Source organism: Enterococcus sp. AZ040, from assembly GCF_050499185.1.
Lineage (GTDB): Bacteria > Bacillota > Bacilli > Lactobacillales > Enterococcaceae > Enterococcus_D > Enterococcus_D entomosocium.
The window spans coordinates 2,976,203-2,999,090 of sequence record NZ_JBMHEW010000001.1 but is presented as its reverse complement, the minus strand read 5'-3'; the positions used below and the strand labels follow the sequence as shown (position 1 = coordinate 2,999,090).

20 protein-coding genes are annotated in these 22,888 nt (G+C 43.0%); 15 read left to right on the top strand and 5 right to left on the bottom strand.

The genetic code is table 11. From position 1 onward, the window contains the following. Window positions 1-7: 7 nt before the first annotated feature. Both IGK63_RS13700 and IGK63_RS13695 read left to right on the top strand, forming a co-directional pair. Complete coding sequence (locus IGK63_RS13700) at window positions 8-946, top strand: ABC transporter ATP-binding protein (RefSeq protein ID WP_005233685.1); 939 nt, start codon at window positions 8-10, stop codon at window positions 944-946. A 30-nt stretch (window positions 947-976) separates the two neighbouring features. Next, entirely contained in the window at window positions 977-1,975 is a 999-nt protein-coding gene (locus IGK63_RS13695) for an RNA-guided endonuclease TnpB family protein (protein WP_008379437.1), read from the top strand. 145 nt (window positions 1,976-2,120) lie between these two features. Here the strand turns inward: IGK63_RS13695 and IGK63_RS13690 are convergent, their stop codons facing one another. Together IGK63_RS13690 and IGK63_RS13685 are read right to left on the bottom strand one after the other, a co-directional pair. Then, on the bottom strand, window positions 2,121-2,951 hold the full coding sequence (locus IGK63_RS13690) for an NUDIX domain-containing protein (protein ID WP_005233702.1): 831 nt from the start codon (window positions 2,949-2,951) through the stop codon (window positions 2,121-2,123). 50 nt (window positions 2,952-3,001) lie between these two features. Continuing rightward, complete coding sequence (locus tag IGK63_RS13685; protein WP_034872151.1) at window positions 3,002-3,277, bottom strand: hypothetical protein; 276 nt, start codon at window positions 3,275-3,277, stop codon at window positions 3,002-3,004. A gap of 356 nt (window positions 3,278-3,633) precedes the next feature. On the opposite strand from IGK63_RS13685, the gene metG reads away from it, so the two are divergent. The 10 genes from metG (at window position 3,634) to IGK63_RS13635 (ending at window position 18,716) form a co-directional block, all read left to right on the top strand. After that, a complete protein-coding gene (metG, locus tag IGK63_RS13680; RefSeq protein ID WP_005233704.1) occupies window positions 3,634-5,640 on the top strand; it encodes a methionine--tRNA ligase in 2,007 nt (668 codons plus the stop codon). Window positions 5,641-5,902: 262 nt separating this feature from the next. Beyond that, window positions 5,903-8,581 (top strand): cation-translocating P-type ATPase, encoded by a 2,679-nt coding sequence (locus IGK63_RS13675; RefSeq protein ID WP_016612920.1) that lies wholly within the window; start codon window positions 5,903-5,905, stop codon window positions 8,579-8,581. A 171-nt stretch (window positions 8,582-8,752) separates the two neighbouring features. Then, window positions 8,753-9,181 carry a hypothetical protein gene (locus IGK63_RS13670; protein WP_034872150.1) on the top strand — a complete coding sequence of 143 codons (429 nt, stop codon included), beginning with the start codon at window positions 8,753-8,755 and terminating at the stop codon, window positions 9,179-9,181. Window positions 9,182-9,667: 486 nt separating this feature from the next. Then, complete coding sequence (gene abc-f / locus IGK63_RS13665) at window positions 9,668-11,170, top strand: ribosomal protection-like ABC-F family protein (protein ID WP_101699362.1); 1,503 nt, start codon at window positions 9,668-9,670, stop codon at window positions 11,168-11,170. 469 nt (window positions 11,171-11,639) lie between these two features. Further along, window positions 11,640-12,713: an ABC transporter ATP-binding protein gene (locus IGK63_RS13660; protein WP_005233711.1), complete on the top strand. Its 1,074-nt coding sequence runs from the start codon at window positions 11,640-11,642 to the stop codon at window positions 12,711-12,713. Then, window positions 12,713-13,594, top strand: a complete 882-nt coding sequence (locus IGK63_RS13655; RefSeq protein ID WP_008379450.1) for a carbohydrate ABC transporter permease — start codon at window positions 12,713-12,715, stop codon at window positions 13,592-13,594. The genes IGK63_RS13660 and IGK63_RS13655 overlap by 1 nt, the downstream gene beginning before the upstream one ends. A gap of 4 nt (window positions 13,595-13,598) precedes the next feature. Beyond that, window positions 13,599-14,417, top strand: a complete 819-nt coding sequence (locus IGK63_RS13650; protein ID WP_005228015.1) for a carbohydrate ABC transporter permease — start codon at window positions 13,599-13,601, stop codon at window positions 14,415-14,417. Beyond that, the gene (locus IGK63_RS13645) at window positions 14,401-15,693 is read left to right on the top strand and encodes an MBL fold metallo-hydrolase (protein ID WP_005233728.1); all 1,293 of its coding nucleotides are present in this window, start codon (window positions 14,401-14,403) and stop codon (window positions 15,691-15,693) included. Before IGK63_RS13650 ends, IGK63_RS13645 begins: the two co-directional genes overlap by 17 nt. Before the next feature lie 16 nt (window positions 15,694-15,709). Continuing rightward, window positions 15,710-16,993 carry an ABC transporter substrate-binding protein gene (locus IGK63_RS13640; protein WP_016612916.1) on the top strand — a complete coding sequence of 428 codons (1,284 nt, stop codon included), beginning with the start codon at window positions 15,710-15,712 and terminating at the stop codon, window positions 16,991-16,993. Window positions 16,994-17,168: 175 nt separating this feature from the next. Continuing rightward, the gene (locus tag IGK63_RS13635; RefSeq protein ID WP_016612915.1) at window positions 17,169-18,716 is read left to right on the top strand and encodes a bifunctional metallophosphatase/5'-nucleotidase; all 1,548 of its coding nucleotides are present in this window, start codon (window positions 17,169-17,171) and stop codon (window positions 18,714-18,716) included. A 43-nt stretch (window positions 18,717-18,759) separates the two neighbouring features. Here the strand turns inward: IGK63_RS13635 and IGK63_RS13630 are convergent, their stop codons facing one another. Genes IGK63_RS13630 through IGK63_RS13620 form a run of 3 tightly spaced genes read right to left on the bottom strand, consistent with a single transcriptional unit; the run spans window position 18,760 to window position 20,347 of the window. Beyond that, window positions 18,760-18,921, bottom strand: coding sequence for a hypothetical protein (locus tag IGK63_RS13630; protein WP_005233739.1), 162 nt, complete (start codon window positions 18,919-18,921; stop codon window positions 18,760-18,762). A gap of 33 nt (window positions 18,922-18,954) precedes the next feature. Beyond that, window positions 18,955-19,305 (bottom strand): hypothetical protein, encoded by a 351-nt coding sequence (locus IGK63_RS13625; RefSeq protein WP_005233740.1) that lies wholly within the window; start codon window positions 19,303-19,305, stop codon window positions 18,955-18,957. A gap of 19 nt (window positions 19,306-19,324) precedes the next feature. After that, the gene (locus tag IGK63_RS13620) at window positions 19,325-20,347 is read right to left on the bottom strand and encodes a lactonase family protein (RefSeq protein WP_034872149.1); all 1,023 of its coding nucleotides are present in this window, start codon (window positions 20,345-20,347) and stop codon (window positions 19,325-19,327) included. A gap of 118 nt (window positions 20,348-20,465) precedes the next feature. Between IGK63_RS13620 and IGK63_RS13615 the strand changes: the two genes are divergently transcribed. The 3 genes from IGK63_RS13615 to IGK63_RS13605 all read left to right on the top strand — a co-directional run bounded on the left by IGK63_RS13615 (window position 20,466) and on the right by IGK63_RS13605 (window position 22,880). Next, window positions 20,466-20,819: a PTS glucitol/sorbitol transporter subunit IIA gene (locus IGK63_RS13615; RefSeq protein ID WP_034872148.1), complete on the top strand. Its 354-nt coding sequence runs from the start codon at window positions 20,466-20,468 to the stop codon at window positions 20,817-20,819. 15 nt (window positions 20,820-20,834) lie between these two features. Continuing rightward, on the top strand, window positions 20,835-22,016 hold the full coding sequence (locus IGK63_RS13610; RefSeq protein WP_005233743.1) for an AI-2E family transporter: 1,182 nt from the start codon (window positions 20,835-20,837) through the stop codon (window positions 22,014-22,016). A 282-nt stretch (window positions 22,017-22,298) separates the two neighbouring features. Further along, window positions 22,299-22,880: a TetR/AcrR family transcriptional regulator gene (locus tag IGK63_RS13605; protein ID WP_016612912.1), complete on the top strand. Its 582-nt coding sequence runs from the start codon at window positions 22,299-22,301 to the stop codon at window positions 22,878-22,880. Window positions 22,881-22,888: the final 8 nt, after the last annotated feature.

Below are 22,888 nucleotides of genomic sequence, written 5' to 3'. Positions count from 1 at the left end.
GAAACGGTTGGAAAAAGTTTTACTTGAAGTAAAGAATCTCAAACAATATTTTAACGTTGGCCGCAAAGACGAAGTCAAAGCCGTCGATGATATCTCCTTCCAAATCTATGAAGGAGAAACCTTTGGTCTAGTAGGTGAATCCGGAAGCGGAAAATCGACCACTGGACGGACGGTGATTCGTTTGAATAATCCTACCGGAGGCGAAGTTCTTTTTGATGGACAAGATGTTATGAAAATCAAAGGCAAGAAACCGCTGGCTGATTTTCGCCGGGAAGTTCAAATGGTCTTCCAAGATCCTTATGCCTCCTTGAATCCACGGATGAAAGTTCGCGACATTATTGCCGAAGGGATCGATATCAACGGATTAGCTAAAAATGAAAAAGAACGCAATGATCGGGTGGATGAACTCTTGCGAACCGTCGGACTAAACCCAAGTCATGGGACCCGTTATCCTCATGAATTTTCAGGGGGACAACGTCAGCGGATCGGAATCGCCCGAGCATTAGCCGTCGATCCAAAATTCATCATTTGTGATGAACCGATCTCGGCATTGGATGTTTCGATCCAAGCCCAAGTTGTCAACTTGCTGCAAGATCTGCAAGAAGAACATAAATTGACGTACTTGTTTATCGCCCATGATTTATCGATGGTCAAACACATCAGCGATCGGATCGGCGTGATGCACAACGGCAAACTGCTAGAAGTAGGAACCAGTGATGAAATCTATCATTACGGGGTCCATCCGTATACTGAAAGTCTTTTATCAGCGATTCCGCTGCCAGATCCTGACCATGAGCGTCAACGCAAACGGATCAAATACGTCAGCGAACCAAACGATAACCAAGAACGAGCAATGGAAGAGATCGCACCAGGACATTTCGTTTATGCCACGAAACAAGAAGCCAAGATCTACCAAGAAAAGTTAGCACAAAAAAAGGGGAACTAGCGTCAAAGGTATAGGGAGTGTTAGGAGGAGATGAAACTGGGTGTTTTAAAAGCATACAAATTTCGGATCTATCCTAATGGACAGCAAAAACAGTTTTTCATCGAAACCTTCGGCTGTGTTCGGTTTACGTACAATCAACTGCTGGAGGCGAAGATGGAGGAGCTGGCCAACAATGAAGCAAAGCAAGGGTTGACGCCAGCCAAACTAAAAAAGGAGTATCCTTTTTTGAAGGAGACCGATAGTTTGGCATTGGCGAATGCACAAAGGAATCTGGACCGAGCGTTTCGAAATTACTTTCAAAAGCGGGCTGGCTTTCCAAAAATGAAAACCAAAAAAAGTATTTGGCAATCGTATACTACGAATAATCAGCAGCACACCATTTACTTTGAAGAGGATCAAATCAAGCTGCCAAAGCTCAAAACACTGGTTCCAGTAAAAAAGCATCGGGAGATCAAAGGGAAAATCAAATCGGCAACGATCTCAGCGAAAAACAATGAAGAGTTTTATATCTCGATTCTTTGTTTGGAAGAGATCACACCACTCCCGAAACAGCAAGCGTCTATCGCGGTTGTTTATGATCCGCAGCAGCTGATCAAAGCCAACCAATCGGTACCGGTCACTTGTGAGCATGCGATCCAAACAAAACAGAAGCTGACACGAGCAGAACGCAAACTTCAGGTGAAAGCTACGGCGGTCAAACGGAAAAAAATCCTTTTGACTCAGGCACGGAATTATCAGAAGCTAAAAGGAAAAGTCGCTCGCCTCTATCGTTTTCACTGCTGTCAAAAGCGGGAATTCATCGATCAAGTCAGTTATCATCTCGTAAAACAGTACGATACAATCTATTTGGAACAAATTGCTGAAGAAACGGTTCTAAAAGCCGGTCATTACAGCATCAGCGATTGGCATCAGTTTGTTCGCAAAATCCAGTACAAAGCGCAGTGGTACGGCAAAGAACTGCGTTTTGTCACGTTGGACACGCAGGACCAACAGAAGCTAGAGCGGCTCTCAGGCGAAATGAGCAGCTGATCTGCTTGAACTGGAAGGAACGCCAGGGATCGCCTAGGGTATAGAAAAAATCTTTATGATTTTTGTTTCTAGGAACCACGTTCACTAATTATGATTAACCAGCAACCCCCTGCCAAACTACAGTTTAGCAGGGGGTTGTATTTTTTTACATTTTATCACCTAAAAATGCGTCATTTAAGCGATAGATCTTTGAGGGACGCCCGATGCCAACGGGCTTTTCGCCGACCTCCGTAAAATATTGAAGCATGGATTTTTTAAAGTTGGAATGATCGATCATTTTGAAATCGATCCCCAAAAACTTGGCGAATACTTTGCGGGCTTCCGTGATCGTAAAATCTTTGCCTAATACAAGAAGCACTTGCGGCTCGTGTTCCATCTTGTTGGCAACCCGTTTGAAGGCTTTGAGAATGATCGCGCTGTGGTCAAAAGCCAGCGTATCTTTTCCAACAGAGGCACCAGTCACCAGGTCAAGAATGATCTCGATCTCACCGCTGGTCAAATAGATTTGATTGGCTTTTCTTTCCAGAGAAAACCAGCGTACCTGATTCGCATCGTCCCCAGCACTTAAGGGCTCTTCACCAATAAATGCCAAATAGCTGACGGTGATTACCCACCCACGCGGATCACGACCAGGGGTGCTGAAGGTGTGCAGCTGTTCGATGTTTTGTTTGGAGATAGTGACCCCGATCTCTTCTTGGGTTTCACGGATCACACTTTGGCCTGTCGATTCATTCGGATTGACGAAGCCCCCCGGCAATGCCCAAGAATTGCGGAAGGGATGGCCTTTTCTTTGGATCAGCGCAATTTTGAGTTGTTCTTCTTCTTTGTTGTAACACATCAACACCATATCGACGGTTACGGAGGGTTTCTCGTATTTCGGCTGATCTTGTGCCTGATACCACGTAAGAAAGTCTGCTTCAGAAGCTTCTTTCTCATAGTAGTGTTTTTCAGCTGATTTTGAGGTAAATTCTTTCATTGGTTTCTCCTGCCTTAGATAAAGTAAGTAACTGAGCGCGATGGTTTTCCTTAACGGAAAAAATAAGGAACGATCAAATTAATGAAAAACAGTGCGAGATAAAGCCAAGAAGACCGAGGGTGTTCTTTGAGTGCTAAATAGCCCCAAAGAGCGATCCATAGCAGAAAAGCTACCCGTAGGATTGCCAGCGCTGTCGCAAAAAGCGCCGCGTAATCATGGCTGTTGAAGTAAGCAAACAAAAAGGGGTAACCTGTGGTTGAAAAGAGCAAGTGCCCCACAGAAAGCGCGGTTAAAAGCAAAAAATGCTGTTTGTTTTTTCGAGTCATAGCGTTCCTTTCTATAAGAGAAGTCTTCCTCATTATAGCAAAAGAAGTACCTGTTAATCAAAGAGAGATAAAACACCTTTATTTCTTATGAGATTCGTTGTCAGGATCAGATTCTTCCCCTAGAACATTGAAGTGAACGGCTATCTGCGCTATGATAACTAGTAGAAAAGAAATACTCAAATCTGCTGGTTTATTTGCTGCGTTTTAAGGACGAAAACGATTCCTTTGCTTCTTTTAGAGCATGAAGAAAGGTCTTATTATGTCCGCTTTTTTGATTAAATTTATAGCATTTTTGGGTTGCGAACTGTATACTACCTAAGTATACACTTTACTAGTGAAAAGGAGGACTTGCGTCCATGGCTGAAAAAGAAACATTCTATATTACGACGCCAATTTATTATCCAAGCGGCAAGCTGCATATCGGGAATTCTTACACGACGATCGCTTGTGATGCGGTAGCACGATACAAACGATTGATGGGCTTTGATGTCTTTTATTTAACGGGTGTCGATGAGCACGGTCAAAAAATCGAGAAAAAAGCAGAAGAACTTGGCGTAGATCCGCAAGAATACGTCGACAAAATGGCAGCTGACGTCAAGAAATTATGGAACACACTAGACATCAGTTATGACAAATTTATCCGTACAACGGATGACTACCATAAAACAGCCGTTCAAAAAATCTTCCAGCAATTGCTTGATCAAGGCGATATCTATCTTGGTGAATATGAAGGCTGGTATTCTGTTTCTGATGAAGAATACTTTACTGAAACGCAATTAGCAGAAGTTTACCGAGATGAAGAGGGCAAAGTCATCGGCGGCAAAGCGCCAAGCGGTCATGAGGTAGAATTGGTGAAGGAATCTTCTTATTTCTTCCGCATGAGCAAATACGCCGATCGTTTGGTTCAATACTATGATGAACATCCAGAGTTCATTCAACCAGAATCACGCAAAAATGAAATGCTGAATAACTTCATCAAACCAGGTTTAGAAGACCTGGCTGTTTCCAGAACGACCTTTAAATGGGGCATTCCTGTCACGGCTAGTCCTGAACACGTGGTGTATGTTTGGATCGATGCGTTATCTAACTATATTACGGCATTAGGCTATGGCTCAGAGGACGATTCCTTGTTCCAAAAATACTGGCCAGCTGACGTGCATATGGTTGGGAAAGAAATCGTGCGTTTCCATACGATCTATTGGCCAATCATGCTGATGGCCTTAGACTTGCCCTTACCGAAAAAAATCTTTGGTCATGGCTGGTTGATGATGAAAGACGGCAAGATGTCGAAATCAAAAGGCAATGTCGTTTATCCAGAAATGTTAGTGGAGCGCTACAGCTTAGATGCGTTGCGTTACTATCTATTACGGGCGGTTCCTTTTGGTAGCGATGGTGTGTTTACACCAGAAGATTTCGTTTCTCGTTTGAACTACGATCTAGCCAACGACTTAGGCAACCTGCTGAATCGGACGATCGCCATGATCAATAAATATTGTGATGGCTTAGTGCCCGATTATGCCTCAAAAGTAACGCCTTTTGATAGCGAGCTGTCAACGACTGCGGCCAATGTGGTTGGTCGTTACCATGAAGCCATGGATAAAATGGAATTCAGTACGGCATTGTCAGAAGTTTGGACATTGATTTCCCGTGCCAACAAATACATTGACGAAACCCAACCATGGGTGTTAGCCAAAGAAGAAGAAAAGCGCGCGGAATTAAACAGTGTGATGGTTCATTTGGCGGAAAGCTTACGCATCGTTGCGATCTTATTGCAACCGGTGATGACAGAAACACCAGCCAACATTTTCCAACAATTAGGACTGGCTTCTGTTGCCATGGATCTGAAAGATTTACGCTTTGGTGAATTTCCAAGTGGCACGAAAGTCGTTGCCAAAGGCACACCGATTTTCCCTCGGTTGGAACTTGAAACAGAAGTAGCCTACATCCAAAAGAAAATGGCTGAAGGGACACAAAGTCCAGAAGAAACAGTCAAATGGAATCCAGAAGAAACCACATTGCAATCAGACAAAGCCGAGATCAAATACGAAGACTTCGACAAGATCGAATTAAAAGTGGCAGAAGTCGTTGATTGTCAAAAAGTCAAAGGGGCCGACAAGCTGCTACAATTCCGCTTAGCTGCGGGAGATGATCAAGATCGTCAAATTTTATCGGGGATTGCTGAATTTTATCCAGAACCACAAGATTTGATCGGCAAAAAAGTCGTGATCGTTGCCAACTTGAAACCACGGAAAATGCGGGGGCAAGTCAGCCAAGGAATGATCCTTTCTGCAGAAGACAATGATGGTCGTCTGCAAATCGTGGAAGCGCCAAAAGGCATGCCAAACGGCTCGGTCATCGCTTGATTTTTAAGAGAAATTCTTTGTTGAATTTCAGCGAAAATAAAATTGCCAGACCCGAAAAGTTTTTGTATAATGTAGGTTATTGATATGAACATGAGGGAGTAATTGGCGGATTTTATCTGCGGCAGTATCACCATCCTGAAAGAAATTTCTGGTGCTGTCTTAAACAGTGAGACTTATGTATGCTTAGACAGTGCATACATAAGTCTATTTTTTTTCATATCATGTACAATAAAGGAAGAGTAAGTATAAAAGGAGGAGAAACATGTCAGAAGAAAACAAAAAGGAGCAGCTATCGCAGGCGTTTTATGCGCAAGAAGCGCAGCATGTTCTGGAAGAAATGCAAACAGATGCCAATGGATTAACGAACGATGAAGCGCAAAAACGCTTATCTGAGTATGGTCCCAACGAATTAGAAGAAGGCAAAAAGAAATCGATGGCACAAAAATTCTTTGAGCAATTTAAAGATTTGATGATCATCGTTTTGCTAGCGGCGGCAATTATCTCAGCAGTCGTTTCCCATGAAGTCGTGGACTCAATTATTATTTTAGCAGTTGTCATTATCAACGCGATCATGGGTGTTGTTCAAGAGGCAAAGGCAGAGCAGGCCATCGAAGCACTAAGAGAAATGTCCACACCAAATGCCAATGTACTGCGTAATGGTCATACCGTCACCATCAAGAGCGATGAATTGGTTCCGGGGGATATTGTCCTATTAGAAGCTGGCGATGTCGTACCGGCAGATTTACGCCTCTTAGAAGCAAGTTCGTTAAAAATTGAAGAAGCCGCTTTGACCGGTGAATCCGTACCAGTCGAAAAAGAATTGACTGTCATCGAAGGGACGGATGTCGGGATCGGCGATCGCGTCAATATGGCCTATTCAAACAGTAATGTGACCTATGGCCGCGGAAAAGGGGTCGTGGTCAATACAGGAATGGGAACCGAAGTTGGGAAAATCGCTGGCATGCTAGCTAGCGCCCAAGAAACCGAAACACCATTGAAACGTAACTTAAATGAACTAGGAAAATTCCTGACGATCGCCATCATTATCATTGCAGTGATCATGTTCTTTGTTGGAACGATCTTTAACAATACGTCATGGGTCGACATGCTATTGACTTCGATCTCATTAGCAGTAGCGGCGATCCCAGAAGGGCTGCCAGCGATCGTAACGATCATCTTAGCCTTAGGTACGCAAGTAATGGCGAAACGAAATGCAGTGATCCGTAAATTACCAGCGGTTGAAACCCTTGGGGCAACGGATATTATCGCTTCTGATAAAACTGGTACTTTGACGTTGAATCAAATGACCGTGGAAAAATTGTATGTCAATAACAAACAACATGCTGCTTCAGAAGATATTCCGTTAGACAACATGGCATTAAAAGTCATGAACTTTGCCAATGATACAAAATTTGGTGAAGAAGGCAACTTGATCGGTGATCCGACCGAGACCGCATTGGTGCAATTCGGGATGGATCAAGGATTCCATGTGCGGGATCTCGTCAATCAAGAACCACGGGTAGCGGATCTGCCCTTTGATTCTGACCGAAAACTTATGAGTACGATCCACCAACAAGAAGACGGCCGCTATTTAGTTGCTGTCAAAGGTGCACCGGATGTCTTACTAGGCAGAACCTCAAAAGTACTATTGGATGGCCAAGAGCTACCAATGACGAATGAAGAAAAAGAAAAAATCTTATTCAACAATACCGATATGGCAAAACAAGCGCTGCGGGTATTGGGAATGGCCTACAAATACGTAGATCAAGTGCCAGAAAACTTAGAATCAGAAATCGTCGAAAATGATTTGGTCTTTGCTGGCTTAGTCGGAATGATTGACCCAGAACGGGCAGAAGCAGCCGATGCGGTACGTTTAGCCAAAGAAGCTGGGATTCGTCCCATCATGATCACCGGAGACCACCGGGATACAGCTGAAGCCATTGCGGGACGTTTAGGGATCATCAAACCGAGCGATGATGATGCTGTCTTGACCGGCGCTGAACTCAATAAAATGAGCGAAGAAGAGTTTGCCCAAAAGGTAGCCCACTACTCAGTCTATGCGCGGGTATCGCCGGAACATAAAGTCCGCATCGTCAAAGCTTGGCAGCAAGAAGGCAAAGTCGTTGCCATGACCGGTGATGGGGTCAACGATGCACCATCACTGAAGCAAGCCGATATTGGTGTTGGCATGGGGATCACAGGTACCGAAGTTTCTAAAGGTGCTTCCGATATGGTCTTAGCCGATGACAACTTTGCTACGATCGTCGTAGCGGTGGAAGAAGGACGTAAAGTCTTCTCCAATATTCAAAAAGCGATTCAATACTTGCTAGCCGCTAACCTAGGGGAAGTTTTGACCTTGTTCTTAGCAACCTTGTGGGGTTGGGACTCGCTATTGCCGATCCACTTGCTTTGGATCAACCTAGTAACCGATACCTTCCCAGCAATTGCCTTAGGAATGGAGCCTGCTGAAAAAGATCTAATGAAACATGCACCGCGGGGACGCAGTTCCAACTTCTTCTCCGGTGGTGTGATGAGCAGTATCATCTACCAAGGGATCTTAGAAGCAGCAACCGTGCTGTTCGTTTATTGGTCAGCGATCCAATGGCCCGTTCACAATACGTACGATGCGATCCATGCCGATGCCTTAACGATGGCCTTTGCCACGTTAGGATTGATGCAATTGTTCCATGCCTTCAACGTCAAATCGATCCATCAGTCGCTCTTTAAAGTAGGAGCATTTAGAAACAAAGCCTTCAACTGGGCGATCCTACTTTCCTTTGCATTGATGCTAGTGATCTTCATTGTGCCAGGATTGAATGATATCTTCCGTGTCGCACACCTTGACTTGTATCAATGGGGCATCGTTTTAGGCGCCTCCTTTGCGATCATTCCAGTCGTTGAGATCGTCAAAGCGATCCAACGAGCAATGGGACGCAAATAAGCCAAAAATAAACAGAAAAACAACGAATGGTCTGCTGTCCTTCTCCATGGGCAGCAGGCCTTTTTTTGCTGGCTTATTTTCGATAAACCCTATGGCTGTTTCTTGACCTTTTCATTTGCAGCAAGAAACGGTAAAATAGAAGATAATAACAAAGAAAGTAGGGGACCCACTGTGCGACCAAACTTAGGTTTTTATGTACAAACAATCAACGATCTTGTCAAAGAAACAGAAGCGATCGGGGAGAAAATGAATCCCAATTATGAAGAGATCCGCAAAGCGATCGACGAGAAGAAAGAAGCAGAGGTAACACCTGAGCGGCTAGCTGAGATTACCAGAATTTTTAAAGAAGGCACGGACAAATACCGCTTGATGCTGGAAAAAATCAGCAAATTGCGTCCACCAGCGAATGTGATGGGGATCCATAAAAAATTCGAGCGAGCGTATATGAAATATGTTGCCGGCTGTGATGAGATGATTTTGAGTCTGGATAACAAAATCGACCAAGAAGCCTTTGATTCAGCTGAAGCTAAGCAAGATGAAGCAACGGACGAAATTTCTTTTGCTATCCAACGGATGACCGCTTTATTGTTAAAAAAATGATAAACATTCAAGTTAAACAAGAGTTATTTAATTTAACTGTTATGTTTTTCACATGTAAAATTTTTTTATCGGAGGTATAATGAATTCACAACCAACAACCTTTTTATTTTTCATTTTACTCCTTTTGCCATCAGGACTAACCAACCTGATGGTTTTTTTTTGTTTTTTAATGAAATATTTCCATCAAAAGCGGGGATAGTTTGTGAACAAAATATAAAGTTGAAATAGCAAGGAATAGCAAGCTTGCGCTTTTTTGTCGATCAATGCTATACTTAGGGCACTATTAAACGAAATGAGGGATCCTCCATTGAAAAATTAACCAATTTGTTGAAAGCTGCATGAAACTGTTCCTCCAAGGGGATAGTCTGCAGATTTTCAGGATTGGTTGACTTTTTCAATGGAGGATCTTTTTGTGTACCTCTAAAAACTGATTCTGAAAATAGCTTTAGGTCTACTCTATTCCGTGAATAGAGACGAGGTATATTTATGTCGAATATCAGTATTAATCATTTAACTTTTGGCTTTGATAGCCAGGAACGGTTGCTTTTTGAGGATGCCAACTTGAACCTTGATACACAATGGAAATTAGGGTTGATTGGTAGAAATGGTCGCGGCAAAACGACCTTGCTGCGTTTGCTGCTCAATGAATTGCCTTATAGCGGCTCGATTACCCATGAGCAGCAATTCGTTTATTTTCCCTTAACAGTCGCTGACGAACAGCAACTGACGCTTTTTGTTTTACAAGAATCCGGTGAATTTGAGCAGTGGCGTTTGGAACGAGAATTGAACCTGCTGCAACTTGATCCAGAAGTTCTTTGGCGGCCCTTTGCCACTTTATCTGGCGGCGAGCAAACGAAAGTTCTATTGGCGCGTTTGTTCGTTGATGAAGAGAATTTTGCTTTGATCGATGAGCCAACCAACCATTTGGATGTGACTGCTCGCCAACATGTTGCCCGCTATTTGCAGCAAAAAACCGGGTTTATCGTTGTGAGCCATGATCGACAGTTTGTCGATGAAGTCGTCGATCATGTATTGGCGATCGAAAAAAGCCGCTTGGTGTTGTACAAAGGGAATTATTCAGTTTATGAACTGCAAAAGCAGCAAAAAGATGCCTATGAGCAAGAACAAAACAGCAAGTTGAAAAAAGAAATCGGTCGTTTGAAGCAGACGGCAGCCGAGAAAGCGGAGTGGTCCCGAGGACGCGAACGGGACAAATTAGGGTCGCCGACCAAAAAAGGCAGTGGGGCAATCTATGATACGGGGGCGATCGGTGCCCGAGCGGCACGGACCATGAAGCGCTCGAAAGCGATCGTTAAACGGATGGAAGATCAAATTCAAGACAAGTCTGCGTTGTTAAAAGATATTGAGTGGATCGATCCTCTGAAAATGACCCCGCTTGTTAGCCATCATGACGTGTTGCTGGAAGCAGAGCATTTTCAGCTCGGCTATGAGAAGCCTTTGTTTAAACCGCTGACGTTTGCGATCCGTCAAAAAGAGCGCTTGGGGATTCAAGGGGCCAACGGATCTGGCAAGTCCAGTTTGATTGCGAGTATTTTAGGTACTTTCGAAGGACAGCAGACAGGGAAGATCAAAACAGCCCATGGGATCACCATCAGTTATGTTCGACAAAACTACGAGGACAACTGTGGGATGCTGACAGAGTTTGCCCAAGAACATGGCTTGAATTATCAAGATCTGCTAAATAATTTGAAAAAACTTGGCTTGGAAAGAGCTGTTTTTCAAACGCCGATCCAGCAAATGAGCATGGGGCAGCGTAAACGCGTGGAACTAGCCAAATCATTAGCAACACCAGCAGAATTGTTTATCTGGGATGAACCTCTGAATTATTTGGATGTCTTCAATCAGAAGCAATTAGAGGAAGTAATCCATTTGGTGGAGCCTTCTATGCTGATCATTGAACACGACCGTTATTTTCTTGAGCAAGTCTCAACGAAATTGCTGACGTTGACGATCGATGAAGTCGAATAACTGAAGGGGAAAAAGGACGATTGTTTTCTTTGGGGAAACCGTCCTTTTTTGTTATTTTAATCGGAGAGATACTGACGATTTTAGTAAGTATTTAATAAGGGTGCTTTTGATAAAAAAGCTGTGTAAAAATAGTGTTATTATACACAGGTATGTATATTTGATAAAATTCATTCATTTTTTCATGAAAATTTTCGAAAAATGACGAAACGTTCGGGATTAGCGGGTAGAATTCCCTTTGAATCACTCATCGTTTTCTCATTGTTTGGTAAATTAATTAAAAATTCTTTCATAATTCCCATTGGTTTTTACAAAACATTTACAATAATAGTATCGAATAAAAACATTCGTTTGTTATGATTAAAATCGAATTTCTTTGAGCGTTTGACCGAAACATCAAGAGTTCGTTTTTTTTGTGACTTGAAATGCCAGTCAACTATTCGGAGGAAAAAGAGAAAATGGAGGGGCAGTTTTGATAGAAGTAGTCGGGTTGAAGAAGGTTTTTGATAATAAGTTCGAAGCCTTGAAAGCAGTAGATTTTACAATAGAAAAAGGCGATTTGGTTTGTTTGTTGGGACCTAGTGGTTGCGGGAAATCGACGATATTGAATTTGATCGCGGGGTTGTTAAGTCCCACCGATGGTGATATCCGCTTTAATGGTACTTCCGTTGTTAAGACGGAGCCGAAAGACCGCAATATCGGGTTTGTTTTTCAGAACTATGCCCTTTATCCCCATATGACTGTGTTAGAAAATGTCATGTTTCCCTTGACAGTCGGAGAGAAAAAAATCAAGAAAAACGAAGCACAGAAAATTGCTGAAAAGTTCATGAAGCTGACCAATATTGAAGAATTAAGTCAGAAAAAACCAGGAACCCTTTCCGGTGGACAACAGCAACGGGTCGCCATTACTCGTGCTTTGGTGCAAAGTCCAGAAGTGTTACTGCTGGATGAACCATTGAGTAACTTAGATGCCCGTTTGCGCTTGAAGATCCGTGAAGAAATTCGTCGGTTAGTCAAAGAAGTAGGAATCACTACGATCTTCGTGACTCATGACCAAGAAGAAGCTCTTTCTATCAGTGATAAGATTATTTTGATGAATGAAGGGATCATTCAACAAAATGATGATCCGCAAAACCTTTACTTAGAACCAAACAATCTTTTCGTAGCGAAATTCATTGGTAATCCAATCATCAACATCTTGCCAGTAGAAGTCAAAGAGGGACAAATGATCCATCCAGCATTCACGATCCCAGTTGACCGCTTTACCGACATTCGCTTCAAGAAACCATTGACAGACGGCCAATATACGTTAGGTATTCGTCCAGAAGATGTGCTGACCACCTTACAAACGGGGTTGTTCCAAACAGAAATCAAGAGTGTGGAGCTGATCGGACGAGAACGAATCTTGAACTTTGATCTGGCTGCAAAACATATGAAATCGATCGTTAGTATTGAAGAGATCATTGAAGAAGGCGCGCAAGTGTCATTTGATTTTCATTACAAAAAAGCCTTTATCTTTGATGAAAAAGGAGAGCGGGTCTACTAATGTTCAAAAAAAATTATAACCCTGAGAATCAACCAAAGGCGTGGCTGTTTTTACTGCCTTCATTGGTCATTATTTTCTTATTCAGTGTGTATCCGCTGTTTCGTTCTTTCATCATGAGTTTCCAAAAAGGAACCTTGATTAACCAACAGTATGCTGGGCTTGAGAACTATCAAAGGGTTTTAACGGACCCCGTATTCTTTCGAGCACTGCAAAACACAGCACTGTTTGCTTTTGCGGTCGTGCCGATCTCGCTGATTCTCTCATTAGCGATTGCTTGGATCATTTTTGAAAAAGTCAAATACAAAAGTTTTTTTGAAACGATCTTCTTTATGCCCTATGTCACAAGTACGATTGCGATCGGGATCGTGTTTCGTTACTTTTTCAATGGCTCTTACGGGATCATTAATTATCTGCTAGGTCTTGTCGGCATTGCGCCAGTCAACTGGCTAGATAACGTCAACATGAGTATGACGACCTTGATCATCTTCGGCGTTTGGACGAGCCTCGCCTTCAACATTATTATCTTGTTGGCAGGAATGCGCAACATCGACAAAGAACATTATAAAATCGCAAAAATGTTTGGCGCTACCGATGGCGAAATTTTTCGGAAAATCACCTTTCCGCAGTTGATCCCGACCTTTGCTTTCTTGTTGACGGTCAATCTGATCAGTGCCTTTAAAGTTTATACCCAAGTATATGCTTTGTTTGGCGGCCAGCCAGGGATCGCTCGTAGTGCCACGACAGCAGTCTTTTATATCTACGACAAATTCCATATCGCCGGACGTCCGGGGATTGCAATGGCGGCAACCGTGATCTTGTTTATCATTATTTTGCTCGTCACCTTTATCCAAAATAAACTTTTGAAGAAAGTGGGCGAATAAACGAATGAAAAAAATTGTCACGATTGTTTCGATGCTGTTTTTAGCAATTTTAGCAGTGATCACGCTGTTTCCCTTTGTCTATATGATTTTAGCTGGTCTAATGACCTACAGTGAAGCAACCAGTATTCCACCGACGATCATGCCAGAGTCCTTCCAATGGAGCAACTACGGGGAAGTCTTTACCCGAGCACCGTTTTTACGCTACTTCTTCAATACGGTCTTTGTTTCAGCGGTCACTACCATAGCGACGCTGATCACGGCAATTTTAGCTGCTTTTGCATTAACGAGTCTTGAATTCAAATACAAGCGTCTCGTGATTGGTTTGATGATCTCCTTACTGATGGTTCCTTATGAATCCATCATCTTTACCAATTACAATACGATTGCTCGAATGGGCTTATTGAATACGTATAGTGCCTTGATCATTCCGTTTCTGACCAGTATTTTTTACATCTATTATTTAAACGGTTATTTACAAAGTATTTCTAATACCTTTTATAAGGCAGCCAAAATTGACGGTGCCAGCGACCTAGCTTATATCCGCCGAATTTTGATCCCCATGTCTAAACCAGCCTTGGTGACAGTCGGGATTCTGACGTTCATCTCTAGCTGGAATTCTTTCTTATGGCCGTTGTTAGTGACGAATGAGAAAAAATACCGTCTCTTAAATAATGGATTGGCTGCCTTTACCACAGAAAGCGGCAGTGACGTTCATTTACAAATGGCGGCAGCGACCTTGACCGTCATTCCAATTCTGATCATTTACTTGATCTTTAGAAAAGAAATTATCAAAGGAGTGGCTAAAGATGGCATCAAAGGATAAAACAACGATCACCTTCCATAGCGGAATTTTAACGATTGGAGGAACCGTCATCGAAGTTGCGTACAAAGATGCCCATATCTTTTTTGATTTCGGTTCGGAGTATCATCCAGAAACACCCTTACCAGATGAAGAATTACAAACGTTAGTTGCGCATCGCTGGATACCAGAACTGAAAAATGTCTACGATCCACGCTTAGACTACACGTACCAAGGAAGCGAAACGAAAGAATACCAAGAAACAGCAGTTTTTCTTTCCCACGCCCATCTGGATCATTCCAAGATGATCAACTTTTTAGACCCAAATATTCCTATGTACACCTTGAAGGAAACCAAAGCGATCCTCGAAGTGTTGAATCAAAAAGGGGACTTCTTGCTGCCCGTTCCTCATGAGGAAAAAAGCTTTGTCCGTGAATTGATCGGCTTAGAACCCCATGATGTGATTCGGATCGGGGAAATCGAAGTCGAGATCATTCCAGTCGATCATGATGCGTACGGTGCGGCGGCCTTGTTAATTCGCACGCCGGATCATTTTATCGCTTATACCGGTGATTTGCGTTTGCATGGCTATCATCCAGAGCGTACCAAAGAATTCTGTCAATTAGCCAAACACACGGATCTATTGATGATGGAAGGGGTCAGCATCAGCTTCCCAGAAAGAGAACCGGACCCCAAAGCGATCACGGTGGAAAGTGAAACAGAATTGATTGAGACCTTCGTGCGTTTGGTCAAAGAAAATCCCCAACGACAAATTACCTTCAATGGCTATCCAGCCAATGTTGAGCGCTTTATGGCGCTTGTTGAAGCCGCGCCGCGGACGGTTGTTTTAGAGGCGACGCAAGCTGCTTTGTTGAAAGAAATTTTCAATAAAGATGTACCGTTCTATACGATCGATGATCAAGTACCAGCGACTCTCGATCCAGCCTTCGCCATTTCTTATCAGGCATTATGTGCCGACACGAGCCAGTACCTTTGGCAAGCAGTCGCGCATTTTGAAAACTTGCAAACAGGTGGATTGTATATTCACAGTGATGCGCAGCCGTTAGGCGATTTTGATCCAGCTTATCAAGTCTTTTTGGATCAACTGGCAGCACTGGAGATCGAATTTGTCCGTTTGCCAAACTCGGGACATGCAAAACCAGCTGATTTAGATCAGATCATTGCCTGGATCGAGCCCCAACGATTGGTTCCAATCCATACGCTGAAACCAGAAAATCTGGTGAATCCGTACGGTGAAAGAATATTGCCGCAACGCGGTGAAAAAATTATTTTAGAGTGATAGAGGAGAGGAAAAAATGAAAACAAAGAAACTTGCATTTGCAGCAGCTGCAGCCGCGACATTGGTATTAGGGGCTTGTGGAAACAACAACGATTCATCTGGTTCTACCGAAAGTGATGAAATCGTTACAGAACTAAGCGAAGATACGACTGTCACCTTTTGGCATGCAATGAATGGTGCGCAAGAAGAATCATTGACGAAATTGACGGAGCAATTCATGGACGAAAATCCAAACATCAAGATCGAATTGCAAAACCAATCCAGCTACTCTGATCTACAAGCAAAGGTGAATTCAACCTTGCCTTCACCAAAAGATCTACCAACTATCACCCAAGCATATCCTGGTTGGTTATGGAATGCTGCCCAAGATGACATGTTGGTTGACCTTGGCGAATACATCAACGATGATACTATCGGTTGGGGTGACCAAGAAGAAATCCGCAGTGCCCTTTTAGAAGGCGCGCAGATCGACGGCGTGCAATACGGGATTCCTTTCAACAAATCAACAGAAATGCTGTTCTACAATGCAGACATGTTAGACGAGTATGGTATTGACGTACCGACAAACCTTGAAGAATTAAAAGAAGCTTCTCAAGAAATCTATGAAAAATCAAACGGTGAAGTAGTAGGTGCTGGTTTTGACTCATTAAACAACTACTACGCCATCGCAATGAAAAACCAAGGTGTTGATTTTGACAAAGACTTGCAACTAGACAGCGATGAATCAAAAGAAGTCATCAACTACTACCTGGATGGTGTCAAAGAGGGCTACTTCCGAATCGCTGGTTCTGATCAATACTTGTCTGGACCATTTGCCAACGAGCAAGTCGCAATGTATGTCGGCTCAATCGCAGGGGAAGGTTTTGTTAAAAAAGATACCGAAGGCAAATTTGAATATGACGTAGCAGCTCGTCCAGAACCAATCAACTTGCAACAAGGAACTGACTTGTACATGTTCAACAGCGCAACACCAGAGCAACGTACTGCTGCTTTTGAATACATGAAATTCTTGACTTCTCCAGAAGCGCAAAAAACATGGGCAATCGATACCGGCTACATGCCAGTTGTTGAATCTGTTTTGGAAAGCGATGAATACAAAAACAATCCTGAAACAAAAGTGGCTGCCAAATTAGAAGATGCAACCAAAGAATTGTTCTCGATCCCAGTGATTGAAAATGCTGATCCTGCTTACAATGAAATGCGTTCAATCATGGAAAACATTTTGTCTAATACAGATCAAGATGTCGATCAATTGATTGAAAACGCAAAACCACAATTAGAAGATGCTTGGAACCAATAATTCTGAATTTCTTCGTCAAAATAGGGTATAATCAGGGAAACACCTGAGATGAAACACCAAAGGGTTTGTATCATAAGGTTTGAAGACGCAAGGAAGCAGAATTTGCTGGCTTTCGAGGGTTTTCGACTTATGCGCATGCCCTTTTGGTGTATTGAGGGGAAAAGGAGTCTTTTGAATGAAAATCACGTTTTTAGAAACGAGCGATATGCATGGCTATGTCTATCCAACCAATTTTGCCGATGACACGGAACAAGGATTCGGCGTGGCAAAAGTTGCCACCAAAATGAAAGAACTGCGCCAAGCAGCCACCGGATCGGTCGTAACGATCGAAAATGGCGACTTTATCCAAGGATCGCCCTTAAGCTATTACATTGCCAAAAGCCAGCACTCCGTTGCCGCATTGACCGCTGTCGTCAACCACCTAGACGTTGATGTTCATGTCTTAGGCAATCATGAGTTCAACTACGGTCTGCCTTATTTGCAAGAAGCGATCGCCAGCTACCAAACGCCGGTACTTGCAGCCAATATTTTAAATGAAGCGGGGGAACCATTCTTTGGGCAAGCTTACACCATCATTGAAAAAGAAGGGGTAAAGATCGCGATTTTAGGAATGGTGACGCCCTATATTCCTCATTGGGAACAACCTGCGACGATTCGCGGGATGCAATTTGTCAGTATTGTTGAGACGGCGAAAAACTATGTACCTTACTTACGAGAACAAGCCGATATCGTTGTCATCAGCTACCATGGCGGCTTCGAGCGTGATTTAGTCACTGGGGAACCGACCGAATTATTGACTGGCGAAAATGAGGGCTATCAATTACTGCAGGAAGTTTCAGGAATCGATGCCTTCTTCACAGGACACCAACATCGTGAGATCGCCACAAAAATCAATGGTGTCCCTGTTGTGCAGCCCGGTTATCGTGGAAGCTTTATCGGCGCCATCGAATTGACGGTTGAAAAAAATCAGACAGGGGTTCATGTCACAAACAGTACGGCTGCGTTGATCCCTGTTGCGGATGCTGTCCCAGATCAAGAGACGTTGGCTTTGTTAGCACCCATCGAAGAAGAGTTACAAACATGGCTAGATCAGCCGTTAGGCAAAGTCAGTGGGGACATGCGAATCAACGATCCGATGGGGGCACGCTTGAAAGAGCATCCTTATATTGAATTCATCAATCGTGTTCAGATGGCTGCCAGCGGTGCTAAAATTTCTGGCACTGCTCTTTTCAACAATGAAGGCAAAGGCTTTGGCGCAACCATCACGATGCGGGATGTGATCACCAATTATATTTACCCAAATACATTAGCTGTAGTCAAAATAACAGGTGCCGAATTAAAAGCTGCTTTAGAACAAACGGCGGATTATTTAGCCGTTGTTGACGGTCAGATCGTTTTCAATCCTGCTTTTATTGAACCAAAACCGCAATATTATAACTACGATATGTATGAAGGCATCGAGTATACGATCGATCTTAGTCAACCCGTTGGTCAACGAATCACCCGTTTGGACTTTGAAGAAAAAGCCATTGCGATGGACCAGGAATTAGAGATCGTCATCAACCAATACCGTGCCGTGGGCGGTGGCAACTACGCCATGTTTTCTGCCGAAAAAATCGTTCGTGAGATTCAAGTCGATATGACGGAACTGATTGCTGACTATTTGAAACAGCATCCTCAGATCGAAGCTACGACGAATCAAAACTTTCTAGTGACGTTATAATAGCAAAACAGCCTGCGATGAATGAATCATCGCAGGCTGTTTCTTAATTTTCTACATTACGTACATAGTCATCAAAGTATTTTACCAAATCCGCTTTGACTTGTTGATAGTCTTCTTCGGAATAGTCTTTGTCTTCTAGTTTTGCTTCGAAAAATGGCATGGCCAATTCTTCTCGTAAACGATCCAACACTTGTTCTTGGTTCATAACGTCACCTTTTTCACTTTTGATTTGATTTCATCATAACAAATGAAATGAGGCTGTCAATGCTTCGTAAGTGTCTTTCATTTTTTCTAAACGATTTTTTAAAGAAACAAAATCATCGTCATCATGAAAAAGGACTTGTTTTAATTCAAAATAATAGATCTCAAAAGCATCAAAGAAAGCAATGACTTCCGCTGTTTGCAGCTCTTTGGCAGTATCGCAGCGAATATAGGCTTTTTCAGCGATCGCATACGTTTCCGCAGTCGTTAATAGGACCAATGATTCATTGTATTTGCGGCTCGTCACTAGTTCAAAGGTTGATTGACATTTATTGTAGATATTAGAAAAATCTTTGAGCACGAGTTCCTTTGGTGTTTTATCAAACATGGGGGAATCCTCCAAAACTTTATTTTTTGAATAAGACGCAGACACATTCTGGTGCGTAGATGTCTTTTTCTAAGACAGTCAATTTGCCAGTGGCTTCATCGCGTTTGTATAACGTTAGGTTATCAGAATTTTGGTTGGCACAAACCAGATAATCGTTTGTCGGGTCCAAATCGAAATCGCGAGGGAAGTCGCCTTCTGTTGAGATTGATTGAACAAAAGCCAGGCCAGCGCCTTCATCGGTTACTTCAAAAACAGCGATTGAATTATGGCCGCGATTTGAGCTGTAAACAAAACGTCCATCGTTCGAGATCCGTACCGCAGCGCCACTGTTGAAATCCGTAAAGTCCGCAGGGATCGTTGGCACCTTTTGGATTTTCTCAAAACTGCCATCTGCTTGATTGTAGCGTAAAACAGTCAATGAGCTGTCTAATTCGCCCACTAAGTAAGCGTATTGGTTATTTGGATGGAAGACTAAGTGACGAGGACCAGTTCCGTCTTCTGCCACATAGACAGCTACTTCTGTCAGTTTGCCATCTTCTGAAATATCATAAGTATAGACCCGGTCCGTTCCAAGGTCACAAACTGCTAAACGTTGGTCTGGTGTTAAGTCAGTATAATGGACATGAGGTTTGTCTTGGTTTTCATGAGAGCCGACGGGTTCATCATGGTAGATGCTGTCCGTTGCTTCGATGCTGCCATCTTCTAGAATTTTATAAACATTCACTTCACCTTTGTGGTAGTTGGCACCATATAAAAGCTGACGGTTTTCATCAACTGCTACATAGCAAAGGGGTGCGCCTTCTTCCGTTGCGGTATTCAGCAAGGTAAAGTCTGGGGTATAAGCAGCGGCGCCGCCGTTGCCAGCTACTTCTGTGACGCTGTAAACTGCTTCTTTTTTACTGCGGACAAGATAAGTCGGACTTTTTTCTTCCGCACATAAGGTCAAATCGGTCAGTGTTCCTTTTTCCGTATCTAAAGCGATCGAATAGATCCCCTTACTTTCGCGACGAGTGTACGTACCTAAATAAATCGTTTGCAACATAAAAAAACCTCCTAATAGTTTCATTCCTCTTTAATTCTACCATAGAATGCGGATTTGGGCGGGCAGAAAAACTCTTTATGTTATAATAAACGAGAAGATAGAAAGGGGAGTTTATCATATGAAAAAAGGGACGATCAAAGAAATCGGTCCACAGGCGATCGATTCGCAAGAAAGAATGATCATCTTCTTTGGGGAAGAAGCGACCGATACATTGCGAGAATATTCAGTCATCCAAACGATTCCTGATTCGCAAGCGTTAGTCGTAAAGAAAGAGGATCAGATTACTTTTGGTGATCAGACCTATCAAGTCCAATATGTAGGAACGGTGGCTAACCAAATCCTGCAAACGATCCAGCATGTGACCTTTGTCTTTGACGAAGTGCCGGATGAAGAACCGCTTTCAAGTGCGATTTATTTAACGCCAACTGTTTTGCCGAACCTAGAAGTCGGCATGCAAGTGACGTACAACTAGGAGGCAAAGAATGTCATGAAAGAAACGCAGAAAAAGCCGCATTCCTGGTTTTGGAAATGGTTTTTAAACAATCAAGCAGTGACCAGCTTGCTGGTCATTTTATTGATTCTCTTAATTTTGCTGCTCTTCACGAAAGTTTCATATTTGTTTGAGCCTGTCTGGCAATTTTTAGCCATCGTCGGATTGCCAATCATTTTGGCGGGGATCTTGTATTACTTGATGAATCCCACTGTTGACTATTTGGAGCGCAAAGGAATCAAACGAATTTACAGTATTTTTGGTCTTTTTGTTTTGGTGGTTGGTCTGATTGTCTGGGGGGTGGTGGTCATCATTCCTAAGATCCAAGAGCAATCCATGAGTTTTGCGGATAATCTGCCGGGGTATTTGACGATTATTGAGAATAAGGTGAATGAAATCTTGTCTGATCCAATCTTCTCGCAAGTCCAAGATCAGATCGAAGCTTCCAATGAGAAGTTGATTTCTTCTCTGACGGATATCGTCCAAAATCTTTCCCGCAGTACGATTCAAAATCTAGGTAGTTTCTTCGGAGCCGTTGCGACGATCGTTTTAGCGGTCATTACCATGCCGTTTATTTTGTTCTACCTACTGAAAGATGGCCGCAAACTAGCCCCTTATTTTGTCAAATTTTTACCAACCAAAATGCGCCAGCCGTCACTGATCGTTTTAAAAGAAATGAATGACCAGGTATCCTCCTATATTCGGGGACAGCTGACAGTGGCGTTTGCGGTCGCAGTGATGTTTATGATCGGCTTTAGTATTATTGGCTTAGATTATGCCATCACACTGGGGATTGCAGCGGGATTTCTAAACTTGATCCCTTATTTAGGCTCCTTTTTGGCCATGATCCCTGCGGTCTTTTTAGGAATCGTCGGCGGACCCGTGTTACTGATCCAAGTTCTGATCGTTTTTGTTATTGAGCAAACCATTGAAGGACGCTTGATTTCGCCATTAGTTCTAGGAAATGAGTTATCGATCCATCCTGTCACGATCCTGTTAGTCCTCTTGACTTCAGGAAAATTGTTTGGTCTTGTTGGGGTCATTTTAGGGATTCCTGTCTATGCGGCTGCCAAGGTGATCATTACCCATGTGTTTGAATGGTATACGCGGGTTTCCTCCTTGTATGAAGAGGAAGAACCAATCCTCGAAGCACCACCAGAGGACACCCCAGAAGTTTAGCAGCTTCGAGTGCAAAAGAGTCCATACGTATTATCAACGGTACAGCCTTTTTCTGTGGGCTGTACCTTTTTTGTGCGGATAAAAGAGCCAACAATCACTGGGAAGTAATGCAAGATTTACAACCTATGAACGATGATTTGGGAGAAACCGACAGCTCTTTATTCAATAGAAAGAGTGAGGGAGTAGTGTCTTGGACCCGATTGACTTCGCAGGAACAAAAGAATATAATCGAGTTATATAAATCGTTTATATAATGTGACTTGTGCTTAAGGAGGGGCTTGGATGCCAAAACAACGAATAACAAAGGAAATGGTGGTTGATGCCGCTTTTGAGATTGCTCGAAAAGGCGGTATGGAGCAAGTGATTGTCAAAAATATTGCGGAAAAGTTAGGCTGTTCAGTCCAGCCCATTTATAGTTATTGCACCAATATGGAAGGACTGCGGACAGAAGTAGAGCAGAGAGCACGGCAATTTTTACAAGCGTATCTAGAAGCCCATAGTGACTCCCAGGATCTGTTTCGCAGTACCGGACACGCATATTTGCAATTGGCGAAAGAAGAACCCCAAATTTTGAGAATTTTTGTCTTACAAAAAAGAGCGAATGTTTCGTCATTAGAAGAGCTGTATCAGTTGGAGACGAATCCTCAAGTAGCGAAAAGGATTGCCGCCGATTTGAACATCAGCATAGAAACCGCCAAACAGCTGCACTTGCATATGCTCATTTACACGATCGGAATCGGCACGATTTTCGCAGTAACGACACCAGGTATTCCACTAGGTGAAATCTATGCACAACAGGAAGAAGCTTACGAGATGTTTTTGAAACAGGCAATAGATGGCACAAAAAGTAGGTCGCAGTCCTAACTGCAGGG

Bases quoted from the DNA above. Each gene is read 5' to 3' on its own strand.
- IGK63_RS13695 (WP_008379437.1), top strand. From the start codon at position 977: ATGAAACTGGGTGTTTTAAAAGCATACAAATTTCGGATCTATCCTAAT.
- IGK63_RS13690 (WP_005233702.1), bottom strand. From the start codon at position 2,951: ATGAAAGAATTTACCTCAAAATCAGCTGAAAAACACTACTATGAGAAA.
- IGK63_RS13685 (WP_034872151.1), bottom strand. From the start codon at position 3,277: ATGACTCGAAAAAACAAACAGCATTTTTTGCTTTTAACCGCGCTTTCT.
- metG (WP_005233704.1), top strand. From the start codon at position 3,634: ATGGCTGAAAAAGAAACATTCTATATTACGACGCCAATTTATTATCCA.
- IGK63_RS13675 (WP_016612920.1), top strand. From the start codon at position 5,903: ATGTCAGAAGAAAACAAAAAGGAGCAGCTATCGCAGGCGTTTTATGCG.
- abc-f (WP_101699362.1), top strand. From the start codon at position 9,668: ATGTCGAATATCAGTATTAATCATTTAACTTTTGGCTTTGATAGCCAG.
- IGK63_RS13655 (WP_008379450.1), top strand. From the start codon at position 12,713: ATGTTCAAAAAAAATTATAACCCTGAGAATCAACCAAAGGCGTGGCTG.
- IGK63_RS13650 (WP_005228015.1), top strand. From the start codon at position 13,599: ATGAAAAAAATTGTCACGATTGTTTCGATGCTGTTTTTAGCAATTTTA.
- IGK63_RS13645 (WP_005233728.1), top strand. From the start codon at position 14,401: ATGGCATCAAAGGATAAAACAACGATCACCTTCCATAGCGGAATTTTA.
- IGK63_RS13640 (WP_016612916.1), top strand. From the start codon at position 15,710: ATGAAAACAAAGAAACTTGCATTTGCAGCAGCTGCAGCCGCGACATTG.
- IGK63_RS13635 (WP_016612915.1), top strand. From the start codon at position 17,169: ATGAAAATCACGTTTTTAGAAACGAGCGATATGCATGGCTATGTCTAT.
- IGK63_RS13630 (WP_005233739.1), bottom strand. From the start codon at position 18,921: ATGAACCAAGAACAAGTGTTGGATCGTTTACGAGAAGAATTGGCCATG.
- IGK63_RS13625 (WP_005233740.1), bottom strand. From the start codon at position 19,305: ATGTTTGATAAAACACCAAAGGAACTCGTGCTCAAAGATTTTTCTAAT.
- IGK63_RS13620 (WP_034872149.1), bottom strand. From the start codon at position 20,347: ATGTTGCAAACGATTTATTTAGGTACGTACACTCGTCGCGAAAGTAAG.
- IGK63_RS13615 (WP_034872148.1), top strand. From the start codon at position 20,466: ATGAAAAAAGGGACGATCAAAGAAATCGGTCCACAGGCGATCGATTCG.
- IGK63_RS13610 (WP_005233743.1), top strand. From the start codon at position 20,835: ATGAAAGAAACGCAGAAAAAGCCGCATTCCTGGTTTTGGAAATGGTTT.
- IGK63_RS13605 (WP_016612912.1), top strand. From the start codon at position 22,299: ATGCCAAAACAACGAATAACAAAGGAAATGGTGGTTGATGCCGCTTTT.